This is a genomic window from Microcella alkaliphila (assembly GCF_004216855.1).
GTDB classification, from domain to species: Bacteria; Actinomycetota; Actinomycetes; order Actinomycetales; family Microbacteriaceae; genus Microcella; species Microcella alkaliphila.
Genome location: NZ_SGXT01000013.1, coordinates 1 through 25,929 on the forward strand (window position 1 = coordinate 1; position 25,929 = coordinate 25,929).

28 protein-coding genes and 1 pseudogene are annotated in these 25,929 nt (G+C 68.3%); 12 read left to right on the forward strand and 17 right to left on the reverse strand.

The genetic code is table 11. From position 1 onward, the window contains the following. Positions 1-382: ATP-binding protein (locus tag EV140_RS13390; RefSeq protein WP_206750648.1), on the forward strand; the 382-nt coding region annotated here is incomplete at its 5' end. 7 nt (positions 383-389) lie between these two features. On the opposite strand, the gene EV140_RS13205 is transcribed toward EV140_RS13390, so the two are convergent. The 3 genes from EV140_RS13205 to EV140_RS03335 form a co-directional block, all read right to left on the reverse strand. Beyond that, entirely contained in the window at positions 390-527 is a 138-nt protein-coding gene (locus EV140_RS13205; protein ID WP_157985589.1) for a hypothetical protein, read from the reverse strand. 321 nt (positions 528-848) lie between these two features. Beyond that, positions 849-2,588, reverse strand: a complete 1,740-nt coding sequence (locus EV140_RS03330) for an L-aspartate oxidase (RefSeq protein ID WP_130281089.1) — start codon at positions 2,586-2,588, stop codon at positions 849-851. Positions 2,589-2,689: 101 nt separating this feature from the next. Further along, positions 2,690-2,989, reverse strand: coding sequence for a substrate-binding domain-containing protein (locus EV140_RS03335; RefSeq protein WP_185740092.1), 300 nt, complete (start codon positions 2,987-2,989; stop codon positions 2,690-2,692). Here EV140_RS03335 and EV140_RS13445 point away from each other — a divergent pair. Beyond that, complete coding sequence (locus EV140_RS13445; RefSeq protein ID WP_338418533.1) at positions 2,931-3,188, forward strand: serine hydrolase; 258 nt, start codon at positions 2,931-2,933, stop codon at positions 3,186-3,188. The genes EV140_RS03335 and EV140_RS13445 overlap by 59 nt on opposite strands. Positions 3,189-3,288: 100 nt before the next feature. Further along, positions 3,289-3,672: a TraR/DksA family transcriptional regulator gene (locus EV140_RS03345; protein ID WP_198674337.1), complete on the forward strand. Its 384-nt coding sequence runs from the start codon at positions 3,289-3,291 to the stop codon at positions 3,670-3,672. Here EV140_RS03345 and EV140_RS03350 read toward each other — a convergent pair. The 5 genes from EV140_RS03350 to EV140_RS03370 all read right to left on the reverse strand — a co-directional run bounded on the left by EV140_RS03350 (position 3,629) and on the right by EV140_RS03370 (position 10,692). Continuing rightward, positions 3,629-4,591 carry an NAD-dependent epimerase/dehydratase family protein gene (locus EV140_RS03350; protein WP_130281093.1) on the reverse strand — a complete coding sequence of 321 codons (963 nt, stop codon included), beginning with the start codon at positions 4,589-4,591 and terminating at the stop codon, positions 3,629-3,631. The genes EV140_RS03345 and EV140_RS03350 overlap by 44 nt on opposite strands. Then, positions 4,588-7,239: an alpha/beta fold hydrolase gene (locus tag EV140_RS03355; protein WP_130281096.1), complete on the reverse strand. Its 2,652-nt coding sequence runs from the start codon at positions 7,237-7,239 to the stop codon at positions 4,588-4,590. Before EV140_RS03355 ends, EV140_RS03350 begins: the two co-directional genes overlap by 4 nt. Further along, the gene (locus EV140_RS03360) at positions 7,233-8,255 is read right to left on the reverse strand and encodes a 3-oxoacyl-ACP synthase III (protein ID WP_130281098.1); all 1,023 of its coding nucleotides are present in this window, start codon (positions 8,253-8,255) and stop codon (positions 7,233-7,235) included. Before EV140_RS03360 ends, EV140_RS03355 begins: the two co-directional genes overlap by 7 nt. A 112-nt stretch (positions 8,256-8,367) precedes the next feature. After that, complete coding sequence (locus EV140_RS03365) at positions 8,368-10,008, reverse strand: ABC1 kinase family protein (RefSeq protein WP_130281100.1); 1,641 nt, start codon at positions 10,006-10,008, stop codon at positions 8,368-8,370. Between the two features lie 90 nt (positions 10,009-10,098). Further along, on the reverse strand, positions 10,099-10,692 hold the full coding sequence (locus EV140_RS03370; RefSeq protein WP_157985590.1) for a PadR family transcriptional regulator: 594 nt from the start codon (positions 10,690-10,692) through the stop codon (positions 10,099-10,101). A gap of 206 nt (positions 10,693-10,898) precedes the next feature. Between EV140_RS03370 and EV140_RS03375 the strand changes: the two genes are divergently transcribed. Further along, complete coding sequence (locus tag EV140_RS03375; protein ID WP_422386082.1) at positions 10,899-11,960, forward strand: Glu/Leu/Phe/Val dehydrogenase dimerization domain-containing protein; 1,062 nt, start codon at positions 10,899-10,901, stop codon at positions 11,958-11,960. Between the two features lie 5 nt (positions 11,961-11,965). Here EV140_RS03375 and EV140_RS03380 read toward each other — a convergent pair whose 3' ends face one another. The 3 genes and pseudogenes from EV140_RS03380 to EV140_RS13455 all read right to left on the reverse strand — a co-directional run. Next, complete coding sequence (locus EV140_RS03380; protein ID WP_130281106.1) at positions 11,966-12,667, reverse strand: cache domain-containing protein; 702 nt, start codon at positions 12,665-12,667, stop codon at positions 11,966-11,968. Between the two features lie 43 nt (positions 12,668-12,710). Beyond that, the gene (locus tag EV140_RS13450) at positions 12,711-13,193 is read right to left on the reverse strand and encodes an FCD domain-containing protein (RefSeq protein ID WP_241971319.1); all 483 of its coding nucleotides are present in this window, start codon (positions 13,191-13,193) and stop codon (positions 12,711-12,713) included. A gap of 24 nt (positions 13,194-13,217) precedes the next feature. Beyond that, a pseudogene (locus tag EV140_RS13455) lies at positions 13,218-13,538 on the reverse strand (winged helix-turn-helix domain-containing protein); the annotation flags it as partial. Between the two features lie 100 nt (positions 13,539-13,638). Between EV140_RS13455 and EV140_RS03390 the strand changes: the two are divergent. The 4 genes from EV140_RS03390 to EV140_RS03405 all read left to right on the forward strand — a co-directional run bounded on the left by EV140_RS03390 (position 13,639) and on the right by EV140_RS03405 (position 17,753). Beyond that, a complete protein-coding gene (locus EV140_RS03390) occupies positions 13,639-14,715 on the forward strand; it encodes an ABC transporter ATP-binding protein (protein WP_130281110.1) in 1,077 nt (358 codons plus the stop codon). Positions 14,716-14,774: 59 nt separating this feature from the next. Beyond that, positions 14,775-15,947 (forward strand): ABC transporter substrate-binding protein, encoded by a 1,173-nt coding sequence (locus EV140_RS03395; RefSeq protein ID WP_130281112.1) that lies wholly within the window; start codon positions 14,775-14,777, stop codon positions 15,945-15,947. Positions 15,948-16,023: 76 nt separating this feature from the next. Beyond that, positions 16,024-16,935 (forward strand): ABC transporter permease, encoded by a 912-nt coding sequence (locus EV140_RS03400; protein WP_241971280.1) that lies wholly within the window; start codon positions 16,024-16,026, stop codon positions 16,933-16,935. An 8-nt stretch (positions 16,936-16,943) separates the two neighbouring features. Continuing rightward, entirely contained in the window at positions 16,944-17,753 is an 810-nt protein-coding gene (locus tag EV140_RS03405) for an ABC transporter permease (protein ID WP_130281114.1), read from the forward strand. Positions 17,754-17,759: 6 nt separating this feature from the next. On the opposite strand, the gene EV140_RS03410 is transcribed toward EV140_RS03405, so the two are convergent. The 4 genes from EV140_RS03410 to EV140_RS03425 form a co-directional block, all read right to left on the reverse strand. Beyond that, positions 17,760-17,966: a hypothetical protein gene (locus EV140_RS03410; protein WP_130281116.1), complete on the reverse strand. Its 207-nt coding sequence runs from the start codon at positions 17,964-17,966 to the stop codon at positions 17,760-17,762. Next, positions 17,963-18,280 carry a DUF7882 family protein gene (locus EV140_RS03415; protein WP_130281118.1) on the reverse strand — a complete coding sequence of 106 codons (318 nt, stop codon included), beginning with the start codon at positions 18,278-18,280 and terminating at the stop codon, positions 17,963-17,965. Before EV140_RS03415 ends, EV140_RS03410 begins: the two co-directional genes overlap by 4 nt. Before the next feature lie 119 nt (positions 18,281-18,399). Then, complete coding sequence (locus EV140_RS03420; RefSeq protein WP_130281120.1) at positions 18,400-18,687, reverse strand: hypothetical protein; 288 nt, start codon at positions 18,685-18,687, stop codon at positions 18,400-18,402. 128 nt (positions 18,688-18,815) lie between these two features. Then, positions 18,816-19,445, reverse strand: a complete 630-nt coding sequence (locus EV140_RS03425; RefSeq protein WP_130281873.1) for a TetR/AcrR family transcriptional regulator — start codon at positions 19,443-19,445, stop codon at positions 18,816-18,818. Between the two features lie 81 nt (positions 19,446-19,526). Between EV140_RS03425 and EV140_RS03430 the strand changes: the two genes are divergently transcribed. Together EV140_RS03430 and EV140_RS03435 are read left to right on the forward strand one after the other, a co-directional pair. Continuing rightward, the gene (locus EV140_RS03430; RefSeq protein ID WP_130281122.1) at positions 19,527-20,564 is read left to right on the forward strand and encodes an agmatine deiminase family protein; all 1,038 of its coding nucleotides are present in this window, start codon (positions 19,527-19,529) and stop codon (positions 20,562-20,564) included. After that, complete coding sequence (locus EV140_RS03435) at positions 20,561-22,294, forward strand: amidase (RefSeq protein ID WP_130281124.1); 1,734 nt, start codon at positions 20,561-20,563, stop codon at positions 22,292-22,294. The genes EV140_RS03430 and EV140_RS03435 overlap by 4 nt, the downstream gene beginning before the upstream one ends. 23 nt (positions 22,295-22,317) lie before the next feature. Here the strand turns inward: EV140_RS03435 and EV140_RS03440 are convergent, their stop codons facing one another. After that, positions 22,318-22,653 carry a ribonuclease E inhibitor RraB gene (locus tag EV140_RS03440; protein ID WP_130281126.1) on the reverse strand — a complete coding sequence of 112 codons (336 nt, stop codon included), beginning with the start codon at positions 22,651-22,653 and terminating at the stop codon, positions 22,318-22,320. Positions 22,654-22,730: 77 nt separating this feature from the next. After that, positions 22,731-22,895, reverse strand: coding sequence for a hypothetical protein (locus tag EV140_RS13290; RefSeq protein WP_173826858.1), 165 nt, complete (start codon positions 22,893-22,895; stop codon positions 22,731-22,733). A 174-nt stretch (positions 22,896-23,069) separates the two neighbouring features. Here EV140_RS13290 and EV140_RS03445 point away from each other — a divergent pair, with 174 nt between their 5' ends. Then, positions 23,070-23,780, forward strand: a complete 711-nt coding sequence (locus tag EV140_RS03445) for a CDP-alcohol phosphatidyltransferase family protein (RefSeq protein ID WP_157985591.1) — start codon at positions 23,070-23,072, stop codon at positions 23,778-23,780. 64 nt (positions 23,781-23,844) lie between these two features. After that, on the forward strand, positions 23,845-25,920 hold the full coding sequence (locus EV140_RS03450) for a heavy metal translocating P-type ATPase (protein ID WP_130281130.1): 2,076 nt from the start codon (positions 23,845-23,847) through the stop codon (positions 25,918-25,920). The last annotated feature ends 9 nt before the right edge of the window (positions 25,921-25,929 follow it).

The window sequence follows — 25,929 nt, forward strand, 5'->3', positions numbered from 1 at the left end:
TCAGACAGTTAGCGCTTCTGATCCTCGGGGACCTCGACCCCTACCCGCCCGACCTCACCCGGCGAGCCTCACCCCCACCGAAAGTCCGAAGAGCCATATATCGCCGACCATCATTTCCCAGCTCCACAACTACTTCCTGCATCGTCTGGTGAATGATCTGGACATCAGGGCGATCGAGAAGGCCGTTTCTTATCTGGACCGCGTGTCGTTTGAGTCGATGCCTATCTTGCCAACTGGAACCTGCATCCTCTCGGGTGTTGCGGCCCAGATCCCAGTCATGGTGAGCGTTGGTGGGCTTGCGCCCAAGTCCGAACCGAACAGCCGCACGATGTCGATAGCGGAATCCTGGGCAAGCCCACTCGCACCGCCGGATGGCAACTAGGGATCACTTATCGGCCGAGTGCTTTTCGGATCGGCACGTTCTGCGCGCGCAAGGCGGCGATGACAGTGTGGTTGTCGAAACCAAGCTGCTTGCCGATGGTGATGCTCGAAATGCCTTGGGAGTAAAGTTCGATGGCTTGTGCCACGTCCTCAGGTTTCATCCCTCGATCGGTGTCTACTCCTCTCTGAGCTAGCAGCTTTGTCACAGTCGTCCGAGAAATCCGGAACTGACGAGCGACCTCCCGCACGTTACGGACCTCCAGGTATAGCCGGACGAGTTCGTCTGTTTCTGCAGCGCGAAGCTGGCGCGCCCTTGTGACAGGTGCACATGGTTTGGCATCACGCCTTGCCGATTGGCCCGAACGGAAGAGCAGTTCTTGAGGTGAGACGACCCCTAGTCTGGGGTTCGAGTAAACCTGTAGCAGGTGCACCAGTCGCTGCGCGTGGGCACCCTTATCGCCGTGTGGCTACTCGAGCAGCTTGCCGTCTTGCGTCACGTTCTCCATGAGCGCGGCAATCTCGCCGGGTACCGGCGGAATCGGCTCGTGCTCGATCGTGCCGTCGGCCGACCACACGAGGTTCACCTGCAGTGCCGGATCCGTGTCGGGGTAGTCGCTGCGGTTGTGGGCTCCCCGGCTCTCGCGTCGCTCGAGCGCGCAGTCAAGGGTCGCGCGGGCGGCGAGAAGCGACGCGCGCAGGTCGAAGGCGTGGGCGAGGCCCGAGAAGCCGGCGAGATCGGGGTGCACCCCCACTCGGGTTTGACGGTCCTCCAGCTCGTCGAGTTGGCGCAGACCCTCGAGCAGCCCCGCTTCGTCGCGCACCACACCGCCGTGGTCGGTCATTGTGTTGCGCAGATCGCGCTGCAGAGCCCGCACGTTCTCCGTGCCGTCCGACATGAGGAGTTCGGTCACCTCGTCGTCGGCGGCCTCGATCGCCTCGCGCGAGCGGTGCTGGTGCACGATGCCAGCGCTGTAGTTTGCGGCCGCCTCGCCGACGATGCGGCCGTATACGAGCAGCTCGACGAGTGAGTTGCCGCCGAGACGGTTGGCACCGTGCAGGCCGCTCGATGCTTCGCCGATCGCGTACAAGCCCTGCACGTCGGTCGAGTGGTCGTCGGAGTTCACCCACACGCCGCCCATCGAGTAGTGGGCGGTCGGTGCAATCTCGATCGGCGTCGTCGTCACGTCGAGCACCTGCAGTTCGAGCAAGGTCTGGTAGACGCGGGGCAGGCGCGTCATGATCGTTTCGCGCGGTAGGTGCGAGATGTCAAGCAGGACGCCACCCTTCTCGGTGCCGCGGCCCTCCTTGATTTCGGTGTACGCGGCCAGGGCGACACGGTCGCGCGTCGACAACTCCATGCGCTCGGGGTCGTACCTCTCCATGAAGCGCTCTCCGAGAGCGTTCAGCAGGTGTCCGCCCTCCCCGCGAGCGGCCTCGCTGACGAGCGTTCCGGCGGCGTTCTCGGGCTCGAGGATGCCGCTCGGGTGGAACTGCACGAGTTCGGCGTCACGCAGACGGCCGCCCGCATCGACGGCCAGCTTGAATGAGTCGCCGGTGTTCTCGTCGCGGCGGCTCGAGGTGCGTCGCCAGATGCGGTTGTGACCGCCGGCCGCGATGATGACCGCGTCGGCGATGATCGTCACCCGGGTGCCGTCGCGCAGGTCGAAACCGTAGGCGCCGAACACCACGTTGTCGCTGACGAGAATGCGCGTGATGTAGACCGAGTCGAGTATCGGCACCTGCAGTTCGGTCGCGCGCGAGACGAGGGTGCGCTGAATCTCGAGCCCCGTGTAGTCACCGGCAAAGGCTGTGCGGCGGTACTTGTGTGCGCCGAAGTAGCGCTGGCTGATGCGCCCATCTGCTTCGCGCGCGAAGGGCATGCCCCACCGTTCGAGGTCTTCGATGCCGCGGTGGGCATACTTCGTGACGGTCTCGACCGTGTGGGGGTTGGCGAGCATGTAGCTCTCGGTGATCGTGTCGGCGGCGTGCTGCTGCCAACTGTCGTCCTCATCCATCGTCGAGAGCGCAGCGTTGATGCCACCTGCGGCCAGAGCCGTGTGGGCGTCGTTCTTCGGCCGCTTGCCGACGGCGAGCACGTCGACCCCGCGTTCCGACAGTTCGATCGCCGCACGCAGGCCCGATCCGCCCGTCCCGATGACGAGAACAGACGTGTAAATTCGACGGTCAGACCTGGTTCGAGGAGTCATAGGAGAACGCTATGTCTGAGCGCTGGGCAGGCCCTCGCCGGGGCCTGAGCGGCGCCTTGGGCGGGGCTGGTAAGTGCCAGTGGGTTTGGTAACGGCCCGGTCTACCGCGGCGTCGCGATCGATTCGCGGGTGACGACCGGCATGGGGACGAGCAGCTCGCCCGTGTCGCCCGGCGAGAGCAGCGCGTCCACAGCGCGCCGGCCCATGTCTTCGTGGGGGAGCGCGATGGTGGTGAGGCCGGGGCGCAGGTAGGCGGCGAGCTCGTCGTTGTCGAACGAGACGATCGAGACGTCGTCGGGCACGCGCATCCCGGATGCGGGAACGCGCCAGCGCGCGACGCGCGTGCGCTCCGAAGGGGCGCCGCACTTCGCCGCGCCGGGGCCGTGGCTGCGCTGGGGCATGGGGTTCCAGCTCGACTCGGAGGCCCGTCGCTATCTGACCCCGACCTCGCTCGGGCACGACGGCGCCGGCGGCCAGGTGGCCTTTCCCGACCCCGACCACCGCGTGGGTTTCGCGTTCCTGACAAACGAGATGGAGGCGGGTGACGACCGCGCGACCCGCGTCGTGGATGCGCTTCGCGAGGTGCTCGCCGCGCGCTGAGACTGACGCAACGGCGTGGTGAGTGGGCAGTTGTGGCGGCTTCCCTCCGCGTTCATCCCGCCACGACTGCCCATTCGGGGCCGTGGCGCACACTGGAGGGGTGAGTAATCGGCCTGAGGGCAGGGGCGTTGCGCGCGCGGCGCTGGAGCGACGCCGCGCTGACGTGGCCGCCCGGGTCGACAGCTTGCGTCGAGAACTGGATGCGGTGCAGCGACTACGCTCCGAGAACTCCGACGACGACGAGCACGACCCGGAGGGCGCCACCACCTCGCAGCTCTGGTCGCACTCTGCTGGCCTCGTGGCTGACGCCGAACGCGAGCTCAGCGAACTGGATGCAGCCCTCAGCCGGGTCGCTTCTGGCGACTACGGCACGTGTCGCGAGTGCGGCGGCCCGATCAGTTCGGATCGACTGGAAGCCCGCCCGGCCGCTGCTTTCTGCATCACCTGTGCGCGGCGAGGCGGCGCAGGCCCTCGTCGAGGGTGACGGTCGGCGCCCAGTCGAGCGCTTCGCGCGTGGCGCGCTGGTCGAACCAGTGCGCGGTCGACAGCTGCTCGGCGAGGAACCGCGTCATCGGCGGCTCGTCGGTGCCGGGCCGCACCGCCCAGACGCGCTCGATGAGCGAGCCGACGGCGCGAGCGATACCGGCGGGCAGACTCCACGCGGGCGGCCGCACACCCGAGGCGGTGCAAATTCCGGCGAGCAGCTCGCCGACCGGCCGCGGCTCGCCGTTGGTCAGCACGAAGGCGCGGCCATGTGCGACGTCGGCGCGACGTAACGCCGCGACGATGCCGGAGGCAGCGTTGTCGATGTAGGTGGTATCGATGAGCGCCCGGCCTCCGTCGAGCAGCGGCAGGCGGCCGCGCCGCGCACGGTCGACGATACGTGCCACGAGCTGCGGGTCGCCCGGCCCCCACACGAGGTGCGGGCGGATCGCAACGACAGCCATCGCGTCGGAATCGCGGGCGAGGGCCAGCAATTCTGATTGCGCCTTCGTGCGCGCGTACTCGCCCCGAGCATCCTGGGGCGATGCGGGCTCGGCGCCGACGCCGGCGAGCGCAGAGCCCGCGTGTGCGACCGACGGCGACGAGATGTGCACGAAACGCGAGACCCCCGCTGACTCGGCGGCGTCGAGCACAACGCGGGTGCCGTCAACGTTCACGCGGTCGAACTCGGCCGGGTCGCCCGCCAGCGACACCTTGGCCGCCAAGTGGATCACGCCCTCGGCCCCGGTGAACGCCTCGCGCACGAGGGCGGCGTCGGTGACGGAGCCGAGAAAGTCGGTGGCCCCGTCAACACCCGACGGCCGGCGTTGCAGCGTGCGCACCTCGTGCCCGTCGGCCACGAGGGCCGCCGCGACGGCTCCGCCCAGATAGCCGGATGCTCCGGTCACCGCAACAATCACGGTCGCCCCATCCGTCCACCCGCGAGCGTCGCATCGGCCCACATCGACAGCCGCCGGCGGTCGATCTTCGAGTTGTGGCGAATGTCGGTCGGAAGCTCGGGAACAGTCAGCACAGCGACGAGCGACAGGCTCGAGAGGGCCCGCAGCTCAGCCGCGAGGTCGGCCGGAGCGAGGCCCGGTCGGCTTACCGCGGGAACGGTCTCGACAACGGCGACCGCCTGCCGCAGGCCTTCCGGCCCGACGCCGACGACGGCCGCGCGCCGCACGCGCCCGCTGCGCTCGAGCTCCTGCTCGGGGCCGACCGGCGCGACCGGCCCGTCGGCGGTGGTGAGTACGTGCGGGAGGCGACCGTCGATCCAGAGGCGACCCTGAGCATCCAGGTGGCCGACATCGCCGGTGCGATGCCATCGGCCACCGTCGTCAGGCGTGTTGTCTGCCGCGGCGCGGTCGGTGAGCCACAGCCGGTCGTACGACGACTTCAGGTGTCGGGCCGAGATGACGACCTCGCCGAGCACGCCCGGCTCGGACGCTGGCGGGCCGACCGGGCGACCACCCGAGTCGAGGGCGCTGATCAGCACCCGGTTGCTACCGATCGGCACACCCACGCACACGCCACGATCGGGGGCGGTCGCCGACGCGCGGATACCGTCGAGCGTGATGTCGGTGACGAGCAGGCACTCGGTCATGCCGTATGGCGTATGCGGTTCGGCGTTCGGCATGAGCGCGGCCGTCGCCGCAAGTAGCGGCTCGCCGACCGGCGCCCCCGTCGACAGGAACGTCGCCACCTCGGCGAGCGCGTCACGGTCATCGTCGGTCAACTCGCCCGCCGTCGCCACAACGTTGAGGATCGCGGCGGGCGAGAGGAAGACCATGCGCGCGTCGGCGGCGCGCACCGCGGCGGCCACCGCGCGGGCAGTCAGGGTGCGCGGGGCCGAAACGTCCATGTCGGGGGTCGCCGAGCGCGTGCCGAGGGCGGGGCCGAGCAGCGCGAACGGGGCGAAGCCGGTGACGAGCCCCGTCTCCTCCGTGATGGCGAAGTGTGCGGCCAGCACGTCGCGGACGGCCGACAGCTGCCGGTGCGTGTACCGCACGCCCTTCGCGGGCCCGGTCGAGCCCGAGGTGTAGAGGATCGCGGCGAGGTCGTCGGGTGACGGTTCGGCCGGCAGCGACGCTCCGGTGCCGCGCGCGGCGATCTTGGCCAGGCTGTGGGACACGCCCAGGGCGCGCCGCGATGCCCACGGCAGCGTCGCCGTCGAGATGCGCACGCCCGGCCAGCCCAGCGTCTTCGCCGCGGCAAGCCCCTTCACCTCGCCGATGACCACGTCGGGCCATGCGCCACGCACAGCCCGCGAGAGGCCGCGCACGCCGAGGCCCGCGTCGGCAACGACGACGACGGCGCCGATGCGCAGGCACGCGTAGATCACCGCCGTGAGGGTCGGCCCAGGAGGAACCAGAACCGACACGCGCTGCCCGCGGCGCACTCCGCCGCTCGCGAGTCCCGCGGCAATGCGCCGCACCCGGTCGTCGAGTCGGCGCCAACTGACGTGCCGCGTACGCCCGCCGCGCGCGGCCATGTCGATGATCGCGTCGGCGTCATCCTCGCGCCGCCGGTCGAGGGCCGACCACAGCGGCGCGTACGGGGCGTCATCGATCGGGGGATGCGCATCCCGCGTCGCCAGCGGAGCCGCCGCCCCGGGGGCGACGCGGTCCGCAAGCCACGTGAGTACGGCATCCGCGTAGGGGCGATCCTCTGCGATGAGGTGCCCGGCGCCTTCGAAGCGGTGCACGTCGGCGTGCGGCAGACGGTCGACGAGGTCGTCGAGGTAACGGTCGCCGAAGATCGGGTCGTCGGGACCCCAGAGCAGCAGTGCGGGGACGGTCAGCATCGAGACCCCCGCGGCGATGCGGCGCAGCTCACCGAAGCTGGCGTCACCGTCGTCGACGGGAATGTCGGCGACGAACGCGCCGATGCCCGATCGGTCAGCCGCCGATCGATACGGGGCGCGGTAGGCGTCTTTCACCTCGGGGGCGAGAGCGGGGCGAGCGAGCGCGAGCGTCGCCTCGAGGAACGCGGGGGTCGTCACCGTCGAGGTGGCCAGCACGCCGCGCGCCGTCGCCAGCCGCAGCGGCGCGGGGATCGGCACGCCCTCGGGGTGGTGCACGGCGGTGTTGAGCGAGGTGATTCCGGCGAGCAATTCGGGGTGGTCGACCGCCCACCCGAGCGCGACGACACCGCCCCAGTCGTGTCCAAGCGTCACGACGGGCCCGGCGAGCCCGAGTTCGTCGGTCAGGTCGCCGAGGTCAGAGACGCGCTGCTGAAGCGTGCGGGGCGCCCCGGTGCGGGCCGAGAAGCCCATGTTCAGCTGGTCGACGGCGATGACCCGCCAGGCGGGTGCTCCCGTCGCCGCCGCCTCGACACTGGCGCCCACGATGCGCCGCCACAGGTACGACCACGTGGGGTTGCCGTGCACGGCGAGGATCGTGCCGACCGGGCTCACCCCGAGTCGGTCGAGTGCGCCCGCCGTGTCGAGCAGGTGCCAGTCGTGCGCGTCGCCCGTGGCCGAGTCGGCGACCCGAACGACCCGGCTCCAACTCGGGTCGATGTCGGGGAGTCCCGCCGGGAGCGGCGTCGTGAGGGCACTCACCAGGCGAGCTCCAGCATCGCCGTGTTGAGGCCGGAGCCGACGCCGACGAGCAGCACGCGGTCGTCACGCTTCAGCGCGTGCTGTTCTTCGACCAGAGTGATCGGCACCGACGCGGGCCCGATGTTGCCGAACGTGGGAAAGGTGGTCGGCACGCGCGAGCGGTCGAGTCCCACGGCCTTCACGAGCGAGGAGGTGTGAATCGACGACACCTGGTGGGTGATGTAGCGCGTCATGGACGACCAGTTCCAGTCTGTCGAGGCGTCCCTCCACGCCGACACGACGAGGTCGAGGCCGCCCTTCAAGAGCGCCTTCGCGTCGGTGAACATGCCGTCGACGCTGCCGACGCAAAGCTGATGGAACTGGGTTGCCGCGCGCGTCACGCCGCCGAGGACGCGGTGACCGTTCGGATGCTCATCGGCGCGCCCGAGAACGGCCGCCGCCGACCCCGACCCGAGGGTGAGAGTCGCGAACTCTTGCATGAAGTCGTCGCGGCTGCCGTTCGAGGCGAGCAACCGGTCGATCGTGTTCATCTGGATGTCGTCGGCGTTCTCACCGGCAACCACGACCGCGTGTCGGATCTGCCCCGACTCGATCATGGTGGCCGCGAGCGACATGCCATTAATGAAGCCGAGGCAGGCGTTGGCGACATCGAAGTTGATGGCAGAACTCGGAAGCTCGAGCCCATGGTGCAGGCCGACGGCGACAGACGGCTCGAGGTTCATCCGGGTGACCGAGGTGTTGATGAGCAACCCCACCTCGTCGGGGCTCACCCCCGCGTCGGCGAGGGCCCGCTGGCCAGCGGTGATCGTTGCGGAGTCGACCGTTTCACCCTCAGCCCAATTGCGCCGCTCGTTCACTCCGGCGACGCGGCGCAAGAGTCCACTGCGCAGTTTGAGGCGCTCAAGAGCTGGCGCGAGTTGTGCTTCGATGTCGTCCGAGGTTGTCACGCGGGACGGAAGCACGCTCGCCACCGAGAGCAGTGCGACGTTCTCGAACCGAACGGTGGCGTTTCCGGCCACAGGGCCTCCCTCCGGAGATCGATGTGCCGCTCCCTCGCGGAGCACCTTTCAGCCTAATGGGGCGACCTATTTCGGTCACGGCATATGACGCCGCCCCGGCCCGCGAATCGCGCTAGGGAAACCGCGAACCCACCACGATGTGCAGAAGCGGCACGACGGCGACGATCATCAGCACGGTGCCGAGGGGGTCACCCGCGCTTCGCAGCACTGCCCCGGCGATGAGGAGACCGATCACGAGTAAGCCCGAGGTTGCTCGGCCGACCGAGCGCTCAAGTGCGCGCATCCTCCGATCGGTCTCGGGCATGCGCAGCGCGAGGTCGCCGCGCTCCGCCTTCGCCGCCAACTGGTCGATGCGCCGCGGCAATCGCGCGAGCGTCGATGCGTAGCCGACGGCCTGCTGGCCCAGGTCGACAACCCCGTCGATGCCGCCGGAGCGGCCAGCGGCGACCAGGGTCTTCGCGAACGGGTCAACGGCATCCCAGATGTTGAAGTCCTGGTTCAGGGCGCTCGTGACGCCCGACAGCAGCGACACCGTGCGAATCAACAACAGGAAGCTCTCGGGCAGCTGGAAGGGCAGCGTGCGCACCGTCTCGCTGAAGCGGCGAGCGAACTGTTCGAGCTCGCGCGGGTCGACCTGCGTGAGCTCGGCGACGCCCATGCCGCCGAAGCGATCGAACAGGGCGGTCATCGCGCGTTCGAGCTCGTCGATGTCAGCGGTGGGCAGCAGGACTCCGAGGCGCTGCATCGCCTGCACAAGTCCCGGCCCGTCGCGGCCGACGGCAGCCAGGATGAACGCGCGCAGCCCGGCGCGTAGGCCGGGCGTGATCTCGCCCATCATCCCGAAGTCGATGTACGTGATGGTCCAGTCGTCGGGCCCGCCGGAGGGGCCAGGGGTCACGAAGATGTTGCCGGGGTGCGGGTCGGCGTGGAAGAAGCCCGCGATGAAGAGCTGCTGGAAGGTGACGCGCGCGAGTTCGGCGGCGACAGCATCCGGATCGATGCCGGCGGCGCGCAGCGACGCGACGTCGGTGATCTTGATCGCCGTGACGTCCTGCAGGGTGAGCGTGCGGCGTGCCGACCGCTCCCAGATGATCGCGGGGGTGCGCATGCGGGCGTCGTCGGCGAAGTCGGCGGCGAAACGCTCGGCGTAGGCCGCCTCGTTCAGATAGTCGATCTCTTCGAGACTCGTCGTGGCGAACTCTTCGACGAGCGCCGGTGCGTCGGTGCGGTTTGCGACCAACTTCACGCGAGACAGGATGCGGCCCACCCGTCGCAGCGCGGTCAAGTCGACCTTGACGATCTCTTCGATGCCCGGGCGCAGCACCTTCACCACGACCTGGTCGATACCGAGCTCGGCCGCGAGGCCGGGGGAGAGGCGCGCGCGGTGGGCCTGGCCGAGCGAGGCCGCCGCGATTGGGGTGTCGTCGAATGCGGCGAAGGCGACGCCGAGCGGCATGCCGAGCTCACGCTCAATTTGAGCGACGATGCGGTCGAGCGGCTCGGGGGCGACCTCGTCTTGCAGGCCCTCGAGTTCTTGGGTGATTTCGCGCGGCAGGACGTCAAGGCGCGATGACAGGAACTGCCCGGCCTTGATCATCAGCCCGCCGAGGTCGGCCGCGAGGCGGTGGAAGCGGCGGGCGGCCTTCTGCAGGCGTCGGATACGCCCCCGTGCCGCAAGACCGCCGAGTCCGAAGCGCGGCAAGACGAGCTCGAACCACCACGCCTGCACGAGAACGCGGGTGGCAAACCGCATGATGCGGCGGTATCGAGCCTTCAGCGCACGCTGTTGATCGGGGGTCGGTGCGGGGCGTCTAGCCGCCGTGACCGACGGGTCGGGCACGGGCTAGTCCTCGGCGAGGATGGCGTAGAGGCGCTTGCGGGTCTCGTCGAGCAGCTCGGCGGCACGCTTCTTTTGGTCGGCAGTGCCGACCTGGGCGACCTGCGCGGCGGCCTGGGCGAGCTTCGCACCCGACTTCGGAACGAGCACATCGTGCTCGTCCATGCGCGGGAATTGCGGCGCCTTCCACGCGCCGTGGCCACCCCGGTGGTGTCCCGCGGCGTGGTCGTGGTTGTCAGCATGCTCGGCGTGGTCGGCGGCGGCCTGCTCGGCCGCTGTGCGCCCCGCCTCGGTGAGCGCGTACACCTTCTTCTCGTCGCGCTGCTCGGACGCGACGAGGCCTTCGTCGGCGAGCAACTGCAACAGGGGGTACACCGCGCCCGGCTTCGGCCGCCAGTGGCCGTCCGCGTCGGCGGCGATCGTGTCGATGATCTCGGCACCGGTGCGGGCGTGGTCGAGCAACGCCATGAGCACGGCCGCGCGCACATCGCGGTGGGGAGTGTGGTCAGCCTTGTCGCCGCGTGGGGTGAAGGCGTCGCGCAGGCCCTCGACGGCTTCGCGAAGGTCAAACATCGACGACGAGGACGAGCTGCTGCGCATGAGATTCCTTCCGACAGGCATGGATGCGCGAGGGGGCGCATCGCGCGCAGGTTTGACGCTACGGCGCATCGCTGAACGACAACCCGGCGAAAAGCGAGCGCCCGCTGGGTGCCAAGTGCTGGCATCATGATCACAAGCCTTGCGGCACCCCGCGAGGACGCACCACGTCGCCGGCCAGAAGCCGACGCCGAGACACCGCGAGGACAATGATGACCCTGCACACCCTGCCCGATTTCACCCACGAACGCGTGACGACGGCGGTTGGCCGTCGCAGCGGCCTGACTATGGCGGTCGCCCTTCACTCGTCGGCTCTCGGCCCCGGCCTCGGCGGCTGCCGCATGTGGCGCTACGGCCACTGGAGCGACGGACTCGGTGATGTTCTGCGCCTCTCGGCGGCCATGACGTTGAAGAACGCGCTCGCCGACATTGGTTACGGCGGCGGTAAGGCGGTCATCGCCCTCGCTCCCGACGACGAGCTCGACGCCGAGCGACGCACGGCGGCTTTGCACGACATGGGTGACCTCGTTGAACAGTTCGGCGGCGCCTACATCACGGCTGAAGACGTCGGCACGAGCGAACTCGACATGCTCGTTGTGCATGAGCGCACCCGGCACGTCGTCGGTCTCCCGCCCGAAGAGGGCGGCGAAGGTGAGCCCGCTGACGGCACGGCGCTCGGCGTCTTCGTCTCGATCGAACGCACGCTCGCCGAGCTCGACGGTTCTGCGTCGCTCGCCGGCCGCCGCATCGTGATCTCCGGTCTCGGTCAGGTCGGTGGCCGCCTCGCGCGCCGCCTCGCGGCTGCCGGAGCCTCGCTCGCCGTCACCGACATCGTCGCGTCGCGTCGCGCGCTCGCCGACGAACTCGGTGCCGACTGGATCGACGTGGATGCTGCGCTCACCACCCCGGGCGACCTCTTCGTTCCCGCCGGCCTCGGTGGGGTGCTCACCGACGAAACGATCGATGCCCTGCCCGTTCGGGCCGTCGTCGGCCCTGCCAACAATCCGCTCGCCGACCGCTCGGGAGCGGCCCGTCTCGCAGCCCGCGGCATCCTGTACGCCCCCGATTTTCTCGTGAACGCCGGCGGCGTAATCCACCTGGCCCTTGCGAGCAAGGGAGCGTCGGTCGACGAGATCGAGCGTCGCCTTCACGGCATCGGCGACACGCTCGAGGAGGTGTTTGCGGCGGCGCGCGCCGACGGCGTCACGCCGCTCGACGCGGCGGAAGCCCTCGCCGTCGCGCGGGTGCGGGGCGGTCGCGTCTCGGCGTAACGCCGTTAGCCTGACACGACCTCGAGGGCCATGCCCGGGCACGCCGTGCGGGTGAGTGATGCGAGTTCCGCGCCGCGGATGGAGTCACCCGTCTCGCGGTGCGGACTCGTTGACAGCAGCACGCGGCCCACGCCGTTCACGATCGAGATGTCTGAACCGTGCGGCGCGAGGCGCGGTGTGAGGTCGCGCTCGACCTGGTCGATGAGCAGATCGAGCCCGGCGACGCCGACGAATTCCCGGTCGAGGAAGATCGGGGAGGCGATCGTGATCGTGTACTCGTCGCTGCACAGATAGTCGACGTACGGGCCGGCGACGTGAGCCTCGCCTGTCTGGTGGGGCACGCGATACCACTCGAGCTCGGAGTAGTCGATCGCCTCTTTGCTCACTGACTGGGCGGCGAGGACCAGCCGCGCGCGGTCCGCGCCCTGCCACCAGGCCAGGTGGCTGCTGGCGTCGGCGAGCGAGTTGAGTGCCGCAATGAAGCCCGAGCCGTACACGGGAAGGTCGAGAGCGTCGAAGGTGCTGAGGGCGTATGGGGCGACCAGAGCATCCAGGGTGTCGGTCGTGACGGGTCCGCGGGCGCGCGCCGCCGCGAGGTCATCGGAGAACTTCGCCTTCCAGCTCTCGAGCTCGTCGATCGCCTGGCCGAAGTAGTCGGCGACGATCGTGGACGGACTGCCGGTCGCGGGTGGCGCGTGCATCGTCATCGAACGGCCCTCTTCAACGGTTCGAACGGGTGGGGTGAGGAGATCATTGTGCCTCCAATTCGGCTCGATGGTCGATCAGCCAGGTGACATCGTGCGCGACGGCGTCGGCGACGAGGTTGCCTGCCCGCGACGCATCGGCCTCGGCGACCGCGTTCAGGATGCTGTCCATCGCCTCCAGGCGTCGGCGCTGTTCCGCCTCGTCTTGATCGATGAGAGCAAAGAATGGCGAGAGTTCGGCCTGCAGGCGCATCTGCTCGCGGGTCAGCCGCGCGCTTTGGCTGAGGGCGGCGAGCTCGATGACGGCGTCGTCGACGATGCGCCGCCACATGCGCAGGTCGCCGCCGTGGGCGCGGTGCACGCGGGCGCGGATCAGCTCGACCTCGCTGGGATCGGCGCGGCGGGCCGCGAGCTCGACGCACGCGCGGGTGATGGCGAGGTAGTGGGTCGCGGCGTCTCGCAGCGACACGCGCGTGGTCGCGAGCAGCGCCTCGGTCGTGAACGCCATCGGGTCGGCGCTGTCGGCCACGAAGCTGCCCCCCCCTCGGCCTCGCCGTGTGACGACGAGTTTTCGTGACCGCAGTGACATAAGCGCTTCACGGACAGTGGCGGGGGCCACCCCGAAGGCTTGAGCCAGGTCTTGCTCGCTCGGCAGCTTCTCGCCCGCGTGGAGCACCCCTCCGCGAATCGCATCGGCGATGCGGCGCTCAACGAGAGATGCACGGCCTTCATCCCCGATGGGCTGAAAGACCGCACTCAGCAAGCGTGCTGGCCGGCCTTGGCGGTGGGCGGGTGATCGGGCCGACATGGTCTCATTCTCGCCGATCGAGGTGAGCAGGGGGGAGCACCGCGTGGGTTTCGTGATCGAACCCATTTCGTCACACCTTCGTCACGCGCTTGAAATATAAGTTCTGAAACTATAGCTTTAGCGTTTATAGCCTCGACCCGATGACGCTCGAAGGAGTTTGCCGACAATGCCCGCAACGGACACGACGGCCCCGGCCACCACCCCCGACGCTCCTTCGAGCGAGACAGCGGGGGTCGAACTGCGGGGGGTCTCGAAGCACTTTGGCGACATGGTGGCCGTGCGTGAACTCGATCTGACGGTCGCGCCGGGCGAGTTCTTTTCGATGCTCGGGCCCTCGGGATCGGGCAAGACCACGGTGCTGCGCATGATCGCGGGCTTTGAAGACGTCACCTCGGGACAGATCCTGCTCGACGGGCAGGACGTCACGGCCGCGGCACCCTTCGACCGCACCGTCAACACGGTCTTCCAGGACTACGCGCTCTTTCCGCACATGACGATCGCGGAAAACGTCGCCTACGGACTCAAGGTCCGCAAGACCCCGAAGACTGAGATCACCGCACGCGTCGGAGAGTCGCTCGAGCAGGTGCGCCTCAGTCACGTCGCCGACCGACTGCCCCACCAGTTGTCGGGCGGTCAGCGTCAACGCATCGCTCTCGCCCGCGCGCTCATCCTGCGCCCCCGGGTCCTGCTGCTCGACGAGCCGCTCGGTGCCCTCGACAAGCAGCTACGCGAACAGATGCAAATCGAGCTCAAGCAGATTCAGCGCGAGGTCGGCATCACGTTCGTCTTCGTGACGCACGACCAAGAGGAGGCGCTCACCCTCAGCGACCGCATCGCCGTCTTCAACGAGGGTCGTGTCGAGCAGGTCGGAACTCCGCGAGAGGTGTACGAGTACCCGCAGACGGCGTTCGTTGCCAGTTTCCTCGGCATTTCCAACCTGATTCCCGCGGACCTTGCGCGAGAACTCGCCGGCGCCGAGGGCGCGATCAGTGTGCGACCCGAGCGCGTCCGTCTTGCCGCGACCGACGCGTCCATGTCGGCCGCGGAAACGAGCGTCATCGGCACCATCACCGAGACCGTGTACACCGGCCCGGCGACGCGGTACATCGTCACCACCGACTACGGGCTCACGATCGTCGCCGAGCGGCACAACGACCACGCCCCCGATGACACCGCGCCCTTCCACCGCGGTGACCAGGTGCGTGCCATCTGGTACCGCGAGCACGCGGCACTCGTTCCCTAATCCTCAGACCCTTTACCGCCGAACCTGGCACCACCCCACACAGTAAAGAAGGAGATGCAATGAAAAAGAAGGTGCTTATCCCCGCCTTCGCGTCAGCGGCGCTGCTGGTGCTCGCGGGCTGTAGCAGCGACGGACAGTCCGGCGACGGCCTGTTCATTGATGTGCCCGACATTCCCATGGCTGAAGAGCTGGGCGAGCCGGAAGGCCAGCTCGACATCGTCGCGTGGTCGGGCTTCGTCGAGCCCGCGTGGGCCGACCAGTTCACCGAGGACACCGGATGCGTTGTCAACCGTCGCGTCGCCGGTACCAGCGACGAGATGGTCACCCTCATGCGCACCGGCGAGTACGATCTCGTGTCGGCCTCGGGTGATGCAAGCCTGCGCCTCATCGCCGCCGGTGATGTGGCGCCGATCAACCTCGACCTGATCCCGAACTTCGGCGACGACATCGTCGAGGGCATGAAGGGTCAGATCTACGACACCATCAACGGCCAGAGCTACGGCGTTCCCATCGGCCGCGGCGCGAACATCCTGCAATACAACAGCGACGTCGTCACCGAGACGCCCGAGAGCTGGTCGGTGGTGTGGGAGACGGACAGCCCCTACGCCGGTCAGATCACGGCTTATGACGCCCCGATCTACATCGCTGACGCCGCGGTGTACCTGATGTACCACGAGCCCGAGCTCGGCATCACGAACCCCTACGCACTCGACCAGACCCAGCTCGACGCCGCGATCGACCTACTGAAGCAGCAGAACACGATCGTCGCCGAGTACTGGGCCGACCCGGTGGCGCAGATCACCTCCTTCCTCGGCGGTACCACCGTCGTCGGCACGTCGTGGGAGGTGCTGCGGAAGTTCACTGAGGACACCGAGAAGTTCCAGGGCGTACTCCCCGTCGAGGGTTCGACGGGCTGGTCGGACGCCTGGATGATCTCGTCGCAGTCGGACAGCGTCAACTGCGCCTACCTGTGGATGGACTACACGAGCGCCGCTGACGTCAACGGTCAGATCGCCATGAACTTCGGTATGGCCCCGGCCAACGCCGCGTTCTGCGAGACCAGCGAGGAAGCCGCTGCCCACTGTGAGCAGTTCAACGCCACGGACGAGGAGTACTTCGACAACGTCTGGTATTGGACCACGCCGATCGAGCAGTGCATCGATGGCCGGACCGACGTGCAGTGCACCAACTTCCAGCAGTGGACCCAGGCCTGGCTGACCGTCAAGGGCTGATCCACCTCGCGGGCGGGGCTTCGGCCCCGCCCGCACCCCACGCTTTTTCCACCCCTACTGCGAATCGGGAGCGCACGTGACCTCCACAGCATCCGCACCGACGCGGAGCGAACCGCAAGCGGTGCCGCTGCACCGGCCGGTGTCGACGGCTCTGCACCGTCGGCCTCGCCTGCGCCTCGGCGCCCTGCTTGCCCTGCCGTTGACATGGCTGGTCGGGCTCTACATTTTCTCGCTCGCGCTACTGCTGATCACGGCATTCTGGCTGGTTGACCCTTTCACGTCGCTGGTGCGCCCCGGCTTCACCCTCGACAACTTCGCGCTGCTCTTCTCCAACCCGGCGTACGTGTCGACCTCGCTGCGCACGCTGGGGATCGCGCTCGCCGTGACGGCGCTGAGCGCCGTCTTCGCGATTCCGCTCGGCATCTTCATGGCGAAGATCGCGTCGCCCTGGATGCGCGCGGTGCTCGCCGTCGCCATCACCCTTCCGCTCTGGGCCGGCTACCTCGTGAAGATCGTCGCGATGCGCATCACGTTCACCGAGGAGGGGTTCTTCAACTCGGTCGCCGGGCTGATCGGAGGTCGGGGCCCCGGGTTCGGCATCCCGATCGTCATCCTCACGCTGACCTACCTGTGGTTCCCGTACATGGCGCTGCCGGTGTACACGGCGATCCGTCAGATCCCCGTGAACCTGTTTGATGCATCCGCCGATCTGGGGGCACAGGGGTGGACGACGATTCGGACCGTCGTTATGCCGCTGCTGACCCCGGCACTCATCGCGGGCAGCGTCTTCACGTTCTCGCTCAGCCTCGGCGACTACCTCGCCGCTCGCTTCGTGGGCGGGCCGAACAGTCAGATGATCGGGTCGATCATCGCGTCGAACATCAACCTGAACCCGCCCGTCGCGGCGGCGTTCTCGGTCGTTCCGATCGCGTTCGTCGTCATCTACCTGCTGGTCACCCGTCGCACGGGTGCCCTTGAGCGGATGTAGGAGCCCTCATGCTGAGACTAGGTCGCGGATCGAAGATCGCCCTCGGGGTGATCGTCAGCATCGTGCTCATCTTCATGTACGTGCCACTCATGCTCGTCATGGTCAACTCGTTCAACGATTCGCGGATCGCCGCGTGGCCGGTGCAGGCCTTCTCGACCCGGTGGTGGGAGATCGCCGCAACCTCCGAACCGATCCGTGCGGCCGTGCTCAACTCGATCGTGGTGGGGCTCGGCGCAACCGTCATCGCACTGCTGCTCGGAACACTGTCGGCCTTCGCCCTGTCGCGCTACTCGTTCTTCGGGAAGCAGACCGTCAACCTGCTCATCGTGCTGCCGATTGCACTCCCGGGAGTCGTCACGGGTGTCGCCTTCAGCAACACCTTCAACTCGATCCTCAGCCCCGCGGGCATCCAGGTCGGCTACTTCGGCATGATCATCGCGCACGGCACCTTCTGCATCGTGATGGTCTTCAACAACGTCTTTGCCCGACTGCGGCGCATGAGTCCGAACCTGCAGGAGGCGTCGATGGACTTGGGTGCGGGTATCGGCCAGACGTTCCGGCTCGTCACCTTCCCGCAGTTCCGCACGGCGTTCGTCGCCGGCGGCCTGCTGGCGTTCGCGCTCAGCTTCGACGAGGTGGTCGTGACGATCTTCACGGCACCCCCCGGAGTAGACACCCTGCCCCTGTGGATCCTCAACACCATGGCCAGGCCAAACGAGGGCAACCTCGTCAACGTCGTTGCCACCGTGCTGATTCTGCTGTCGCTCATTCCGGTCTACATTTCGCAGTGGCTGTCGCGCGCGGAAGAAGACGAGTAGACGGCGCTACTCGGGCTGGGTCGTATCGACGACGGCGACGTTCACTCCGCGGTCCACCCAGAGGTGAGCCGGTTGCAGGCGGCCCCGGCCGTGATTGACGGACAACCAGCCGCCTCCGGCGGCGATCAGTTCGTCGATCTCTGCGCGCATCTGCTGCTGGCTACGCGCGACGACATACTCGTTGCCGCCGTAGAGGATCGTTGCGCGGCTCATTCGCCGTCCATTCCGTCGGGCGTGGGCTCCGGCACGAGGTGGAGCCCGGCCGGGGTGTTGGCCGACAGCATGAGCTCATCGATCCATGCGCGGTTGATCGCGGCCTGGCGACTGCCGAAGTACTTGAACGAGATGGGAATCGTCGGGTGCAGCCAGATGACGCTGCGTCCGTCCCCGATCGATTCGTCATCTTTCCAGCTGAAGTAGAAGGCCTCGTTGCGGCGCAGCTTTGCGCCGATGACGAGTTGCAGATGGGCGAGCGTCCGATCGTCGAAGTCCGCCGACAGCGTCGAGTCGTACGTCAGGGTTCCCACAGCGCCTCCGTGCGTGGCGCTGATCGGCCGCGCCTCACCGTCATTCTGGCGCGTTTCAGTGCTTCGCGCATCCCCACCGGGGCTTGTGGGGGGCTCTGGGTGGGGATGCGCGAAAAGTGTCACGTGCGCTCGACGAATGCACCCCGTGCGGCGGCAAGCGAGCCGTAGAACTCGGTGTGGTCAGGGTCTCTCAGGCTCGTCACCCGATAGGCGGGGCCGACGCGGTCGATGACACCGATGATGGCGCGGCCGGTTTCTGTCAGGAATCGTCGATCGCTTACGCGCCACTCGGTGGAGGAAACGCGGTCCAGCCGGACGTCCTCCAGGGCGCGCGGGGCTGCACGAAAGCCGGTGACCGGCGGATCGTTGTCAGGACGTGCGGCGCTGCAGGTGTCGATGGTCGTCATGATGTGGTGGCCCCTTCTGCCGTCAGCTCACGACAGTAGGGGTAATGACGAACTCTCGGTGAGGGGTTGAACTCTCAGCTAATGAGGAGTAGTGAACCCCGCGTTCTGCCCGCGCGTGGGGGTCAGTCTTACTGGCCGAGCGTGCCGTCCGCGAGGCCGAGCTCGAGTTCGAGGGCGCGGCCGATGAGGCGCAGCGAGCTCGCGCCGCGGCCGTAGTCGACCATCTCGTGTGCGTTCAGGCCGTCGATCATCGCGAGCACCTGGGAGGCGATGAGGTCGGTGTCCGCCGGTGTCATGGCTCCCGCATTGATCCCGGCGTCCAGAACTTCCACGACAGCCGCGTGCCACTCGGTCATCTCTTCCGCTATGGCGTCGGCGAGGTCGGGGTTGCGCCGGCCGAGGCCCCACGCATCGACCCAGACGGGGGTGACGTCGTTTCGCGTGCCGTCGAGCATGGTGGTGAGAAGTGTGCGCAACCGGGCGACGGGGTCCCGCACCGCGAGCACATGGGCGCGCACTTCGGCGAGTTCCCGACCGGCTATGGCCCGAAAGGTGTCGGCGACGAGTTCACTCATGCTCGGTGCATAGTGCGCAACGAGCGCGGAGGCGACCCCCGCGCGTTCAGCGACAGCGCGAAGCGTGACGCCCGCGAGACCGCGCTCAAGGGCAACCTCCTGGGCGGCTTCGTAGATCTGTTCAGCACGAAGAGCGGCGGGGATGCGCTCCGCGCGCGGACGGTCATCCTGCGGCGTTGACATGCTCACCTTAATGACAGTACCGTCAGAACAGATTATTGATCACTTGATCAATAGCAGTCGAGATCGCGACGAGGAGATCCCATGGCGTGGCGTATGCCGGCGGAAACCGCACCGCAAGCCCGCATCTGGATGGCATTCCCGCGTGAAGGCGACGTGATGGGTGACAGCTCGGCTGCGCGTGAGGCGACCTACGCCGCGTGGACAGCCGTCGCCCACGCGACCCTCGACTTCGAACCCGTGACGATGGTCGTCGATCCGAGTGAGCGCGAGCGCGCCCGCCGCATGCTGAGCGGCGATATCGACATCGTGGAGGCGCCGCTCAACGACTTCTGGATGCGCGACTTCGGCCCCACGTTCGTCCTCGACGACCAGACCGGCGCGCTCGGCGGCGTCGACTGGATCTTCAACGCATGGGGTCAGGGTGTCGACTGCGAGAAGGACGCGCTGATCGCGGAACGGGTGATCGGCGTGGTCGGGGCCACGCGCATCCCGAGCCTGCTCGTGAACGAGGGCGGCGGCATTCACGTCGACGGCGAGGGCACCGTGCTCGTCACGGAAACGGTGCAGCTCGACCCCGATCGCAACCCCTGGGCGACGAAGGAGCGCGTTGAGGCAGAGCTTGCCCGCACGATCGGCGCGACCACCGCCATCTGGCTGCCCCGCGGCCTCACTCGCGACTACGACGAGCTGGGCACCCGCGGCCACGTCGACATCGTTGCAACCTTCGCCGCGCCGGGACGCGTTCTGCTGCACGCCCAGCTCGACCCCGCGCATCCCGACCACGCGGTGATGCCCGAGATTCGGGCCGTGCTCGAGGGCGCCGTCGACGCGCAGGGTCGCCGCCTCGAGATCATCGACCTGCCGGCCCCCGCCCAGCTCACCGACGATGAGGGTTTCGTCGACTACAGCTACGTCAACCACCTCGTCGTCAACGATGGGGTGATCGCCTGCGGCTTCGGTGACGACCATGCGGATGCCCGGGCGCGCGACATTCTGTCGGCCGCGTACCCGGGGCGCACCGTCATCACGGTGGATGCTCGCGAGATCTTTGCGCGCGGCGGCGGCATCCACTGCATCACGCAGCAGCAGCCGGCGGTGACGGGCGGAGGTCGCGGGTGACGCGCATCCCGCTCGTCGAGGCGAGCGTCGCGGAGCTGTCGGCAGCCCTCGCGGCCGGTCGCACGACCGCGGTCGAACTCGTGACCGGGTACCTCGAGCGCATTGCGGCCTACGACGCCGCCGGCCCGACACTGAACTCCTTCGTCGTCATGAACCCGGATGCTCTCGCCGAGGCCCGAGCGAGCGACGATCGGCGCGCCCGGGGTGAGGCGCGCGGCCCGCTCGACGGCATCCCGTACGCCGCGAAAGACTCGTATATGGTGCGCGGGCTGACCGTTGCGAGTGGTTCACCGGCCTTCGCCAACCTCGTCGCCCAACGCGACGCGTTCACCATCGAGCGGTTACGGGCGGCGGGCGCCATCTGCCTGGGTCTCACCAACATGCCCCCGATGGCGAACGGCGGCATGCAGCGCGGTCTGTATGGCCGCGCCGAAAGCCCGTACAACCCCGACTTCTTGACGGCGCCGTTCGGCTCGGGCTCGTCGAACGGTTCGGGGTCGGCGCTCGCCGCGTCGTTGTGCGCCTTCGCGCTGGCAGAGGAGACCTGGTCGAGCGGTCGGGGCCCCGCCTCGAACAATGGGCTCGTCTGCTACACCCCGAGCCGCGGCGTGATCTCGGTGCGCGGCAACTGGCCGCTCGTGCCGACCATGGACGTCGTCGTTCCCTATGCGCGCAGCGTCGACGACCTGCTGCTCGTGCTCGACGCGGTGGTCGCCGACGACCCCGAGACGCGGGGTGACTTCTGGCGGGTGCAGCCCTGGGTCGAGGTGCCGACCGCTTCCACGGTGCGGCCCGCGTCGTACCCCGCGCTCGCCGACCCCGAGGCGCTGCGCGGGCGCCGGCTCGGCGTGCCGAAGCTCTATATCGGCGGCGATGACGCAAGCGGCGAACGAATCGCGACCCGTGCATCCGTCATCGATCAGTGGCGCGCCGCCCGGCGCGACCTGGAGGCGGCAGGTGCCACGGTCGTTGAGGTCGACATCCCCGTCGTCACCGACTACGAGTCGCGCGGCCACGCCGACGACCGATCGCTCGCGGCCCGCGGCTACGTGCCCGCCACGTTTGCCGACCATGAGCTGTACGAGTTGTCGATGTGGGGGTGGGACGAGTTTCTGCAGGCCGACGGCGACCCGGCGCTGCACCGCCTCGTCGACGTCGATCCCGACCTGATCTTCCCCGAGCCCCCTAGCGCGCTGCCCGGCCAGTACGACGATCACCTGAGCCGGTTCGCGCCAGAAGACGTCGAGCTCGCCGACTACGTGCACCGCGCGCGCGAACACGGGGTTCCCGCGCTCGAGCAGATTCCCGACATCGCTGAGGGTGCGCAGGGTCTCGAGCGCGCACGCCGTGAGCTGTTCGAAGCCTGGCTCGACGAGCTCGCCCTCGACGCAATCGTGTTCCCCGCGGTCGCCGATGTCGGCCCAGCCGACGCCGACGTGAATCCCGACAGCGCGGCGCTCGCGTGGCGCAACGGCACGTGGGTGGCGAACGGCAATCTTGTGCCGCGTCACTTGGGCATTCCGGCGGTGCAGGTGTCGATGGGGCTCATGAGCGATATCGGGATGCCCGTGGGGCTCACAATCGCCGGTCGCGCATACGACGACGCGGCACTCCTGGCATTCGGTTTTGCATTCGAGGCGGCAGCGAATCGCGCCGGTTCGGCGCTAGGCGCCACGCGCCGCGCTCCGTCGCGCACCCCCGAACTCAGTGCGGGTGCGGCCGACGGTTAGCTGACGGGCGCTGACACCCTACTCTATAGGGCGCGCAACACCGGCGCGTTCCAGCCGTCGTAACGCCCTCCGTGGGTGTCGACGACCGTGAACACCTGCGCGGTCAGTCGGTCTGCGGTCTCGACGTCGACGGTTGCGATCTGCGCGGCGATCAGCACGCCGTGCGTGAGGCGACGTCGCTCGACTGTGACCGTCCAGCCTTCGGCGTCGAGCTCGATCGCGGCGTCTTTGGCATCGGCGATGCGCCGGAACTCCGCGAAATGTTCGACCCGCCGCGGCGCGTCGACGTCGTCGTGCATCTTGATGCGCTGCACGTACTGTTCGACGTTGCCAGAGAGGTGATGCTGGAGGTCAGCCACCAGGGGAGTGTAATTCGCTCTACACAGAAAGGGGGATGCGCGGTGTCGCGCATCCCCCTTTTGTGTGAGTGTGGGGGTTATACCCGTCGGCTCCCCGACAGGGCGCGAATGAGGAAGACGATGACGGCCAGCACGAGCAGCACAATGCCGACGTAGAGCAGGAAATTGACCGCTTCGATGAGGCCACCAGTGACGAGCAGGATGATGGCGATGATTCCAGCAATGATGAGCAGAAGGTTCATGATTCTCCTTGTGTGATCGGGGTGTGCCCCCGACCGTGGGAAGCGAGCTTGTGACTGCTTCGCCGAATCGGGGCGAAATTGACGTTATGCCCCCGAATGGGGGGTGGGGGTAGTCAATTCACTTCCCTTCCACTTCACTCTCAGCTTCGGTTCAGTTTTCGCGGAGGTGTGCCAATGCCCGGATTGACGCCCCGCCGCGCCGCCGTCCTGCGGGGCGTCAACAGTCGCGCTGCGACTAACGAGTTGCTGGCAGGCCTGGCGCACCGAACCTTCACTCCGCAGGCGTTCGGCGCCTTCCTCGCCGACGCAACTGTGCGCAGCGTGCGCGAGGCCCAGCGCCGCCCGCGGGCCCTCGCTGAACTCACGGCCATCCACGTCGCCGTGGCTGCCGTGGCGGGGCACCGGGGCGCGCCGTGGCTTGTCGCCAGCTGGCTGATGGGCGCGACGCATCTCGGCATGCTCGAATCGTGCACGTCGCTGGGGCCGGCGAATGCCCTCACGGTCGCTCGTGCGGCCCTGCCCTCGGCGGGCCACGCCCTCGGCGCGGCCGTGCCCATCGCGGCCCTCGCGACAGATTTCGCCGACGGCCAGATCGCCCGCCGCACGGGGTCGGTCACTCGATTTGGCGCGCAGGGTGACTTTCTCGCTGATGCGGCCCTGTGGACGTGGTTCGTCCTCCGCTACGAAAACAGCCGCGCATGGCGCCTCGCGACGTTCGCCGCCTGGATCGTGCCGGTCGGCGCGGTCACGGCCGTCAGTTTCGAGCGCGGCGGCATGGTCGACCTCCCGCGCTCGCGGTGGTTCCGGCCCGCCGCGGCCGTCGAGGTGCTGATCGGGATGCGCGTGATCACTCGCTGGGCGACATCGCGTCGTCAGCGACGCTGAGCATTCAGGACGATGTCGAGAGCATGTCTTGACAGTACCCCCCCGGGGTACTAGCGTGCCGAGCATGGATCACGCTCAGCACACGCATCAGACGCGCCACGACGACGACGCGACCCACGACGCGAGCGGCCACGCTGACCCCTCGGGACACGCCGACCACCACGACCATGTAGCGCAGTTCCGCCGACTGTTCTGGGTCAGCTTCGTGCTCGCGATCCCGACCGTGGCCTTCAGTATGATGTTCGCCGACCTGGTCGGCTACGACCTGCCCATGGGTGGCGTGTGGGAGTGGGTCTCGCCGGTGCTCGGCGCCATCATCTTCGTGGTCGGCGGTCGCCCGTTCCTCATTGGCGCTGTCGATGAGATTCGGCGCCGCAGCCCCGGAATGATGCTCCTTATCGGCCTCGCCATCACGGTGGCTTTCCTCGCCTCATCGGGGGCCAGCATTGGTCTGCTTCCGCACGAGCTCGACTTCTGGTGGGAGCTTGCTCTGCTGGTGGTGATCATGCTGCTCGGTCACTGGATCGAGATGCGGTCGCTGGCGCAGACCACGAGCGCTCTCGACTCGCTCGCCGCTCTCTTGCCCGATGAGGCGGAGCGCGTCGGATCCGACGGCGATATCGAACGCGTGACGCCGGACGCTCTCCGCGTCGGTGACGTCGTCGTCGTGCGACCGGGTGCCCGCGTCCCCGCCGACGGTCGCATCGTGTCGGGCGAGGCGGAGTTCGATGAGTCGATGATCACGGGCGAGTCGCGCACCGTGCGACGCGGCGAGACGGATGCGGTCGTCGCTGGCACGGTCGCCACCGACGGCGGCGTCCGCATCGAGGTCACAGCGACGGGTGAGGACACCGCCCTGTCGGGCATTCGCAAACTCGTCGCCGACGCGCAGGCGTCGAGCTCGCGCGCCCAGCGGCTCGCCGACCGTGCTGCCGCGTGGCTGTTCTGGTTCGCCCTCGGCGCGGGGGTCATCACGGCGATCGTCTGGTCGCTCACCGGTGCCCCCGACCTCGCCGTCGTGCGCACCGTCACGGTGCTCGTGATCGCGTGTCCGCATGCGCTGGGCCTCGCGATTCCGCTCGTCGTATCGATCTCGACGGAGCGCGCCGCGCGCGGCGGCGTGCTGGTCAAAGACCGCCTCGCCCTCGAAAGTATGCGCACGATCGGGGCGGTGCTGTTCGACAAGACCGGCACCCTCACGAAGGGTGCCCCGACCGTGCTGGAGGTCGAGACGTCCGGCGGGCTGTCGGACGACGAGGTGCTGGCACTGGCAGCGTCAGCGGAAGGCGACAGCGAGCATCCCCTCGCCCGCGCGATCGTGCGTGCGGCGACCGAGCGGGGGCTCTCCGTGCCGAGCGCGACCGGGTTCCGCTCCGAGGCGGCACTGGGAGTGAGCGCGACCGTGGACGGTCGCGAAGTGCACGTCGGCGGGCCCCGCATGCTCGACGACCACAACGCGGCGCCGCTCGCGGCGACCGGGGCGTGGAGCGACGATGGCGCCATCGTGTTGCACGTCCTCATCGATGGCGAGGTTGCGGGGGCGCTGAAGCTCGCCGACGAGATTCGCCCCGAGTCGCGCGAGGCCGTCGACACGCTGCACGCCCTCGGCATCGAGGTCGTCATGATCACCGGCGACGCGGAGCCGGTCGCGAACTCTGTCGCCGCGGAACTCGGCATCGACCGCGTCTACGCCGGGGTGCGCCCCGAAGACAAGTCGGCGAAGGTTGCCGAACTGCAGGGTGAGGGGTTGAGCGTCGCGATGGTCGGCGACGGCGTCAACGACGCCCCGGCACTCGCGACCGCCGATGTCGGCATCGCGATCGGCGCGGGCACCGACGTCGCCATCGGGTCGGCGGGCGTCATTCTCGCGAGCGACGACCCCCGTTCGGTGCTCTCGGTGATCCGGCTGTCGCGCGCGGGCTACCGCAAGATGGTGCAGAACCTGTGGTGGGGTGCCGGCTACAACCTGGCTGCCGTACCCCTGGCGGCCGGCGTGCTGGCACCCATCGGATTCGTGCTGCCGATGTCTGTCGGGGCCGTCTTGATGTCGCTCTCGACGATCGTCGTGGCGCTCAACGCTCAGCTGCTGCGCCGGCTCGACCTCCGACCCGCCGAGAGCGTGGCCGCGCTACGCGCGTAGTCACAGTCC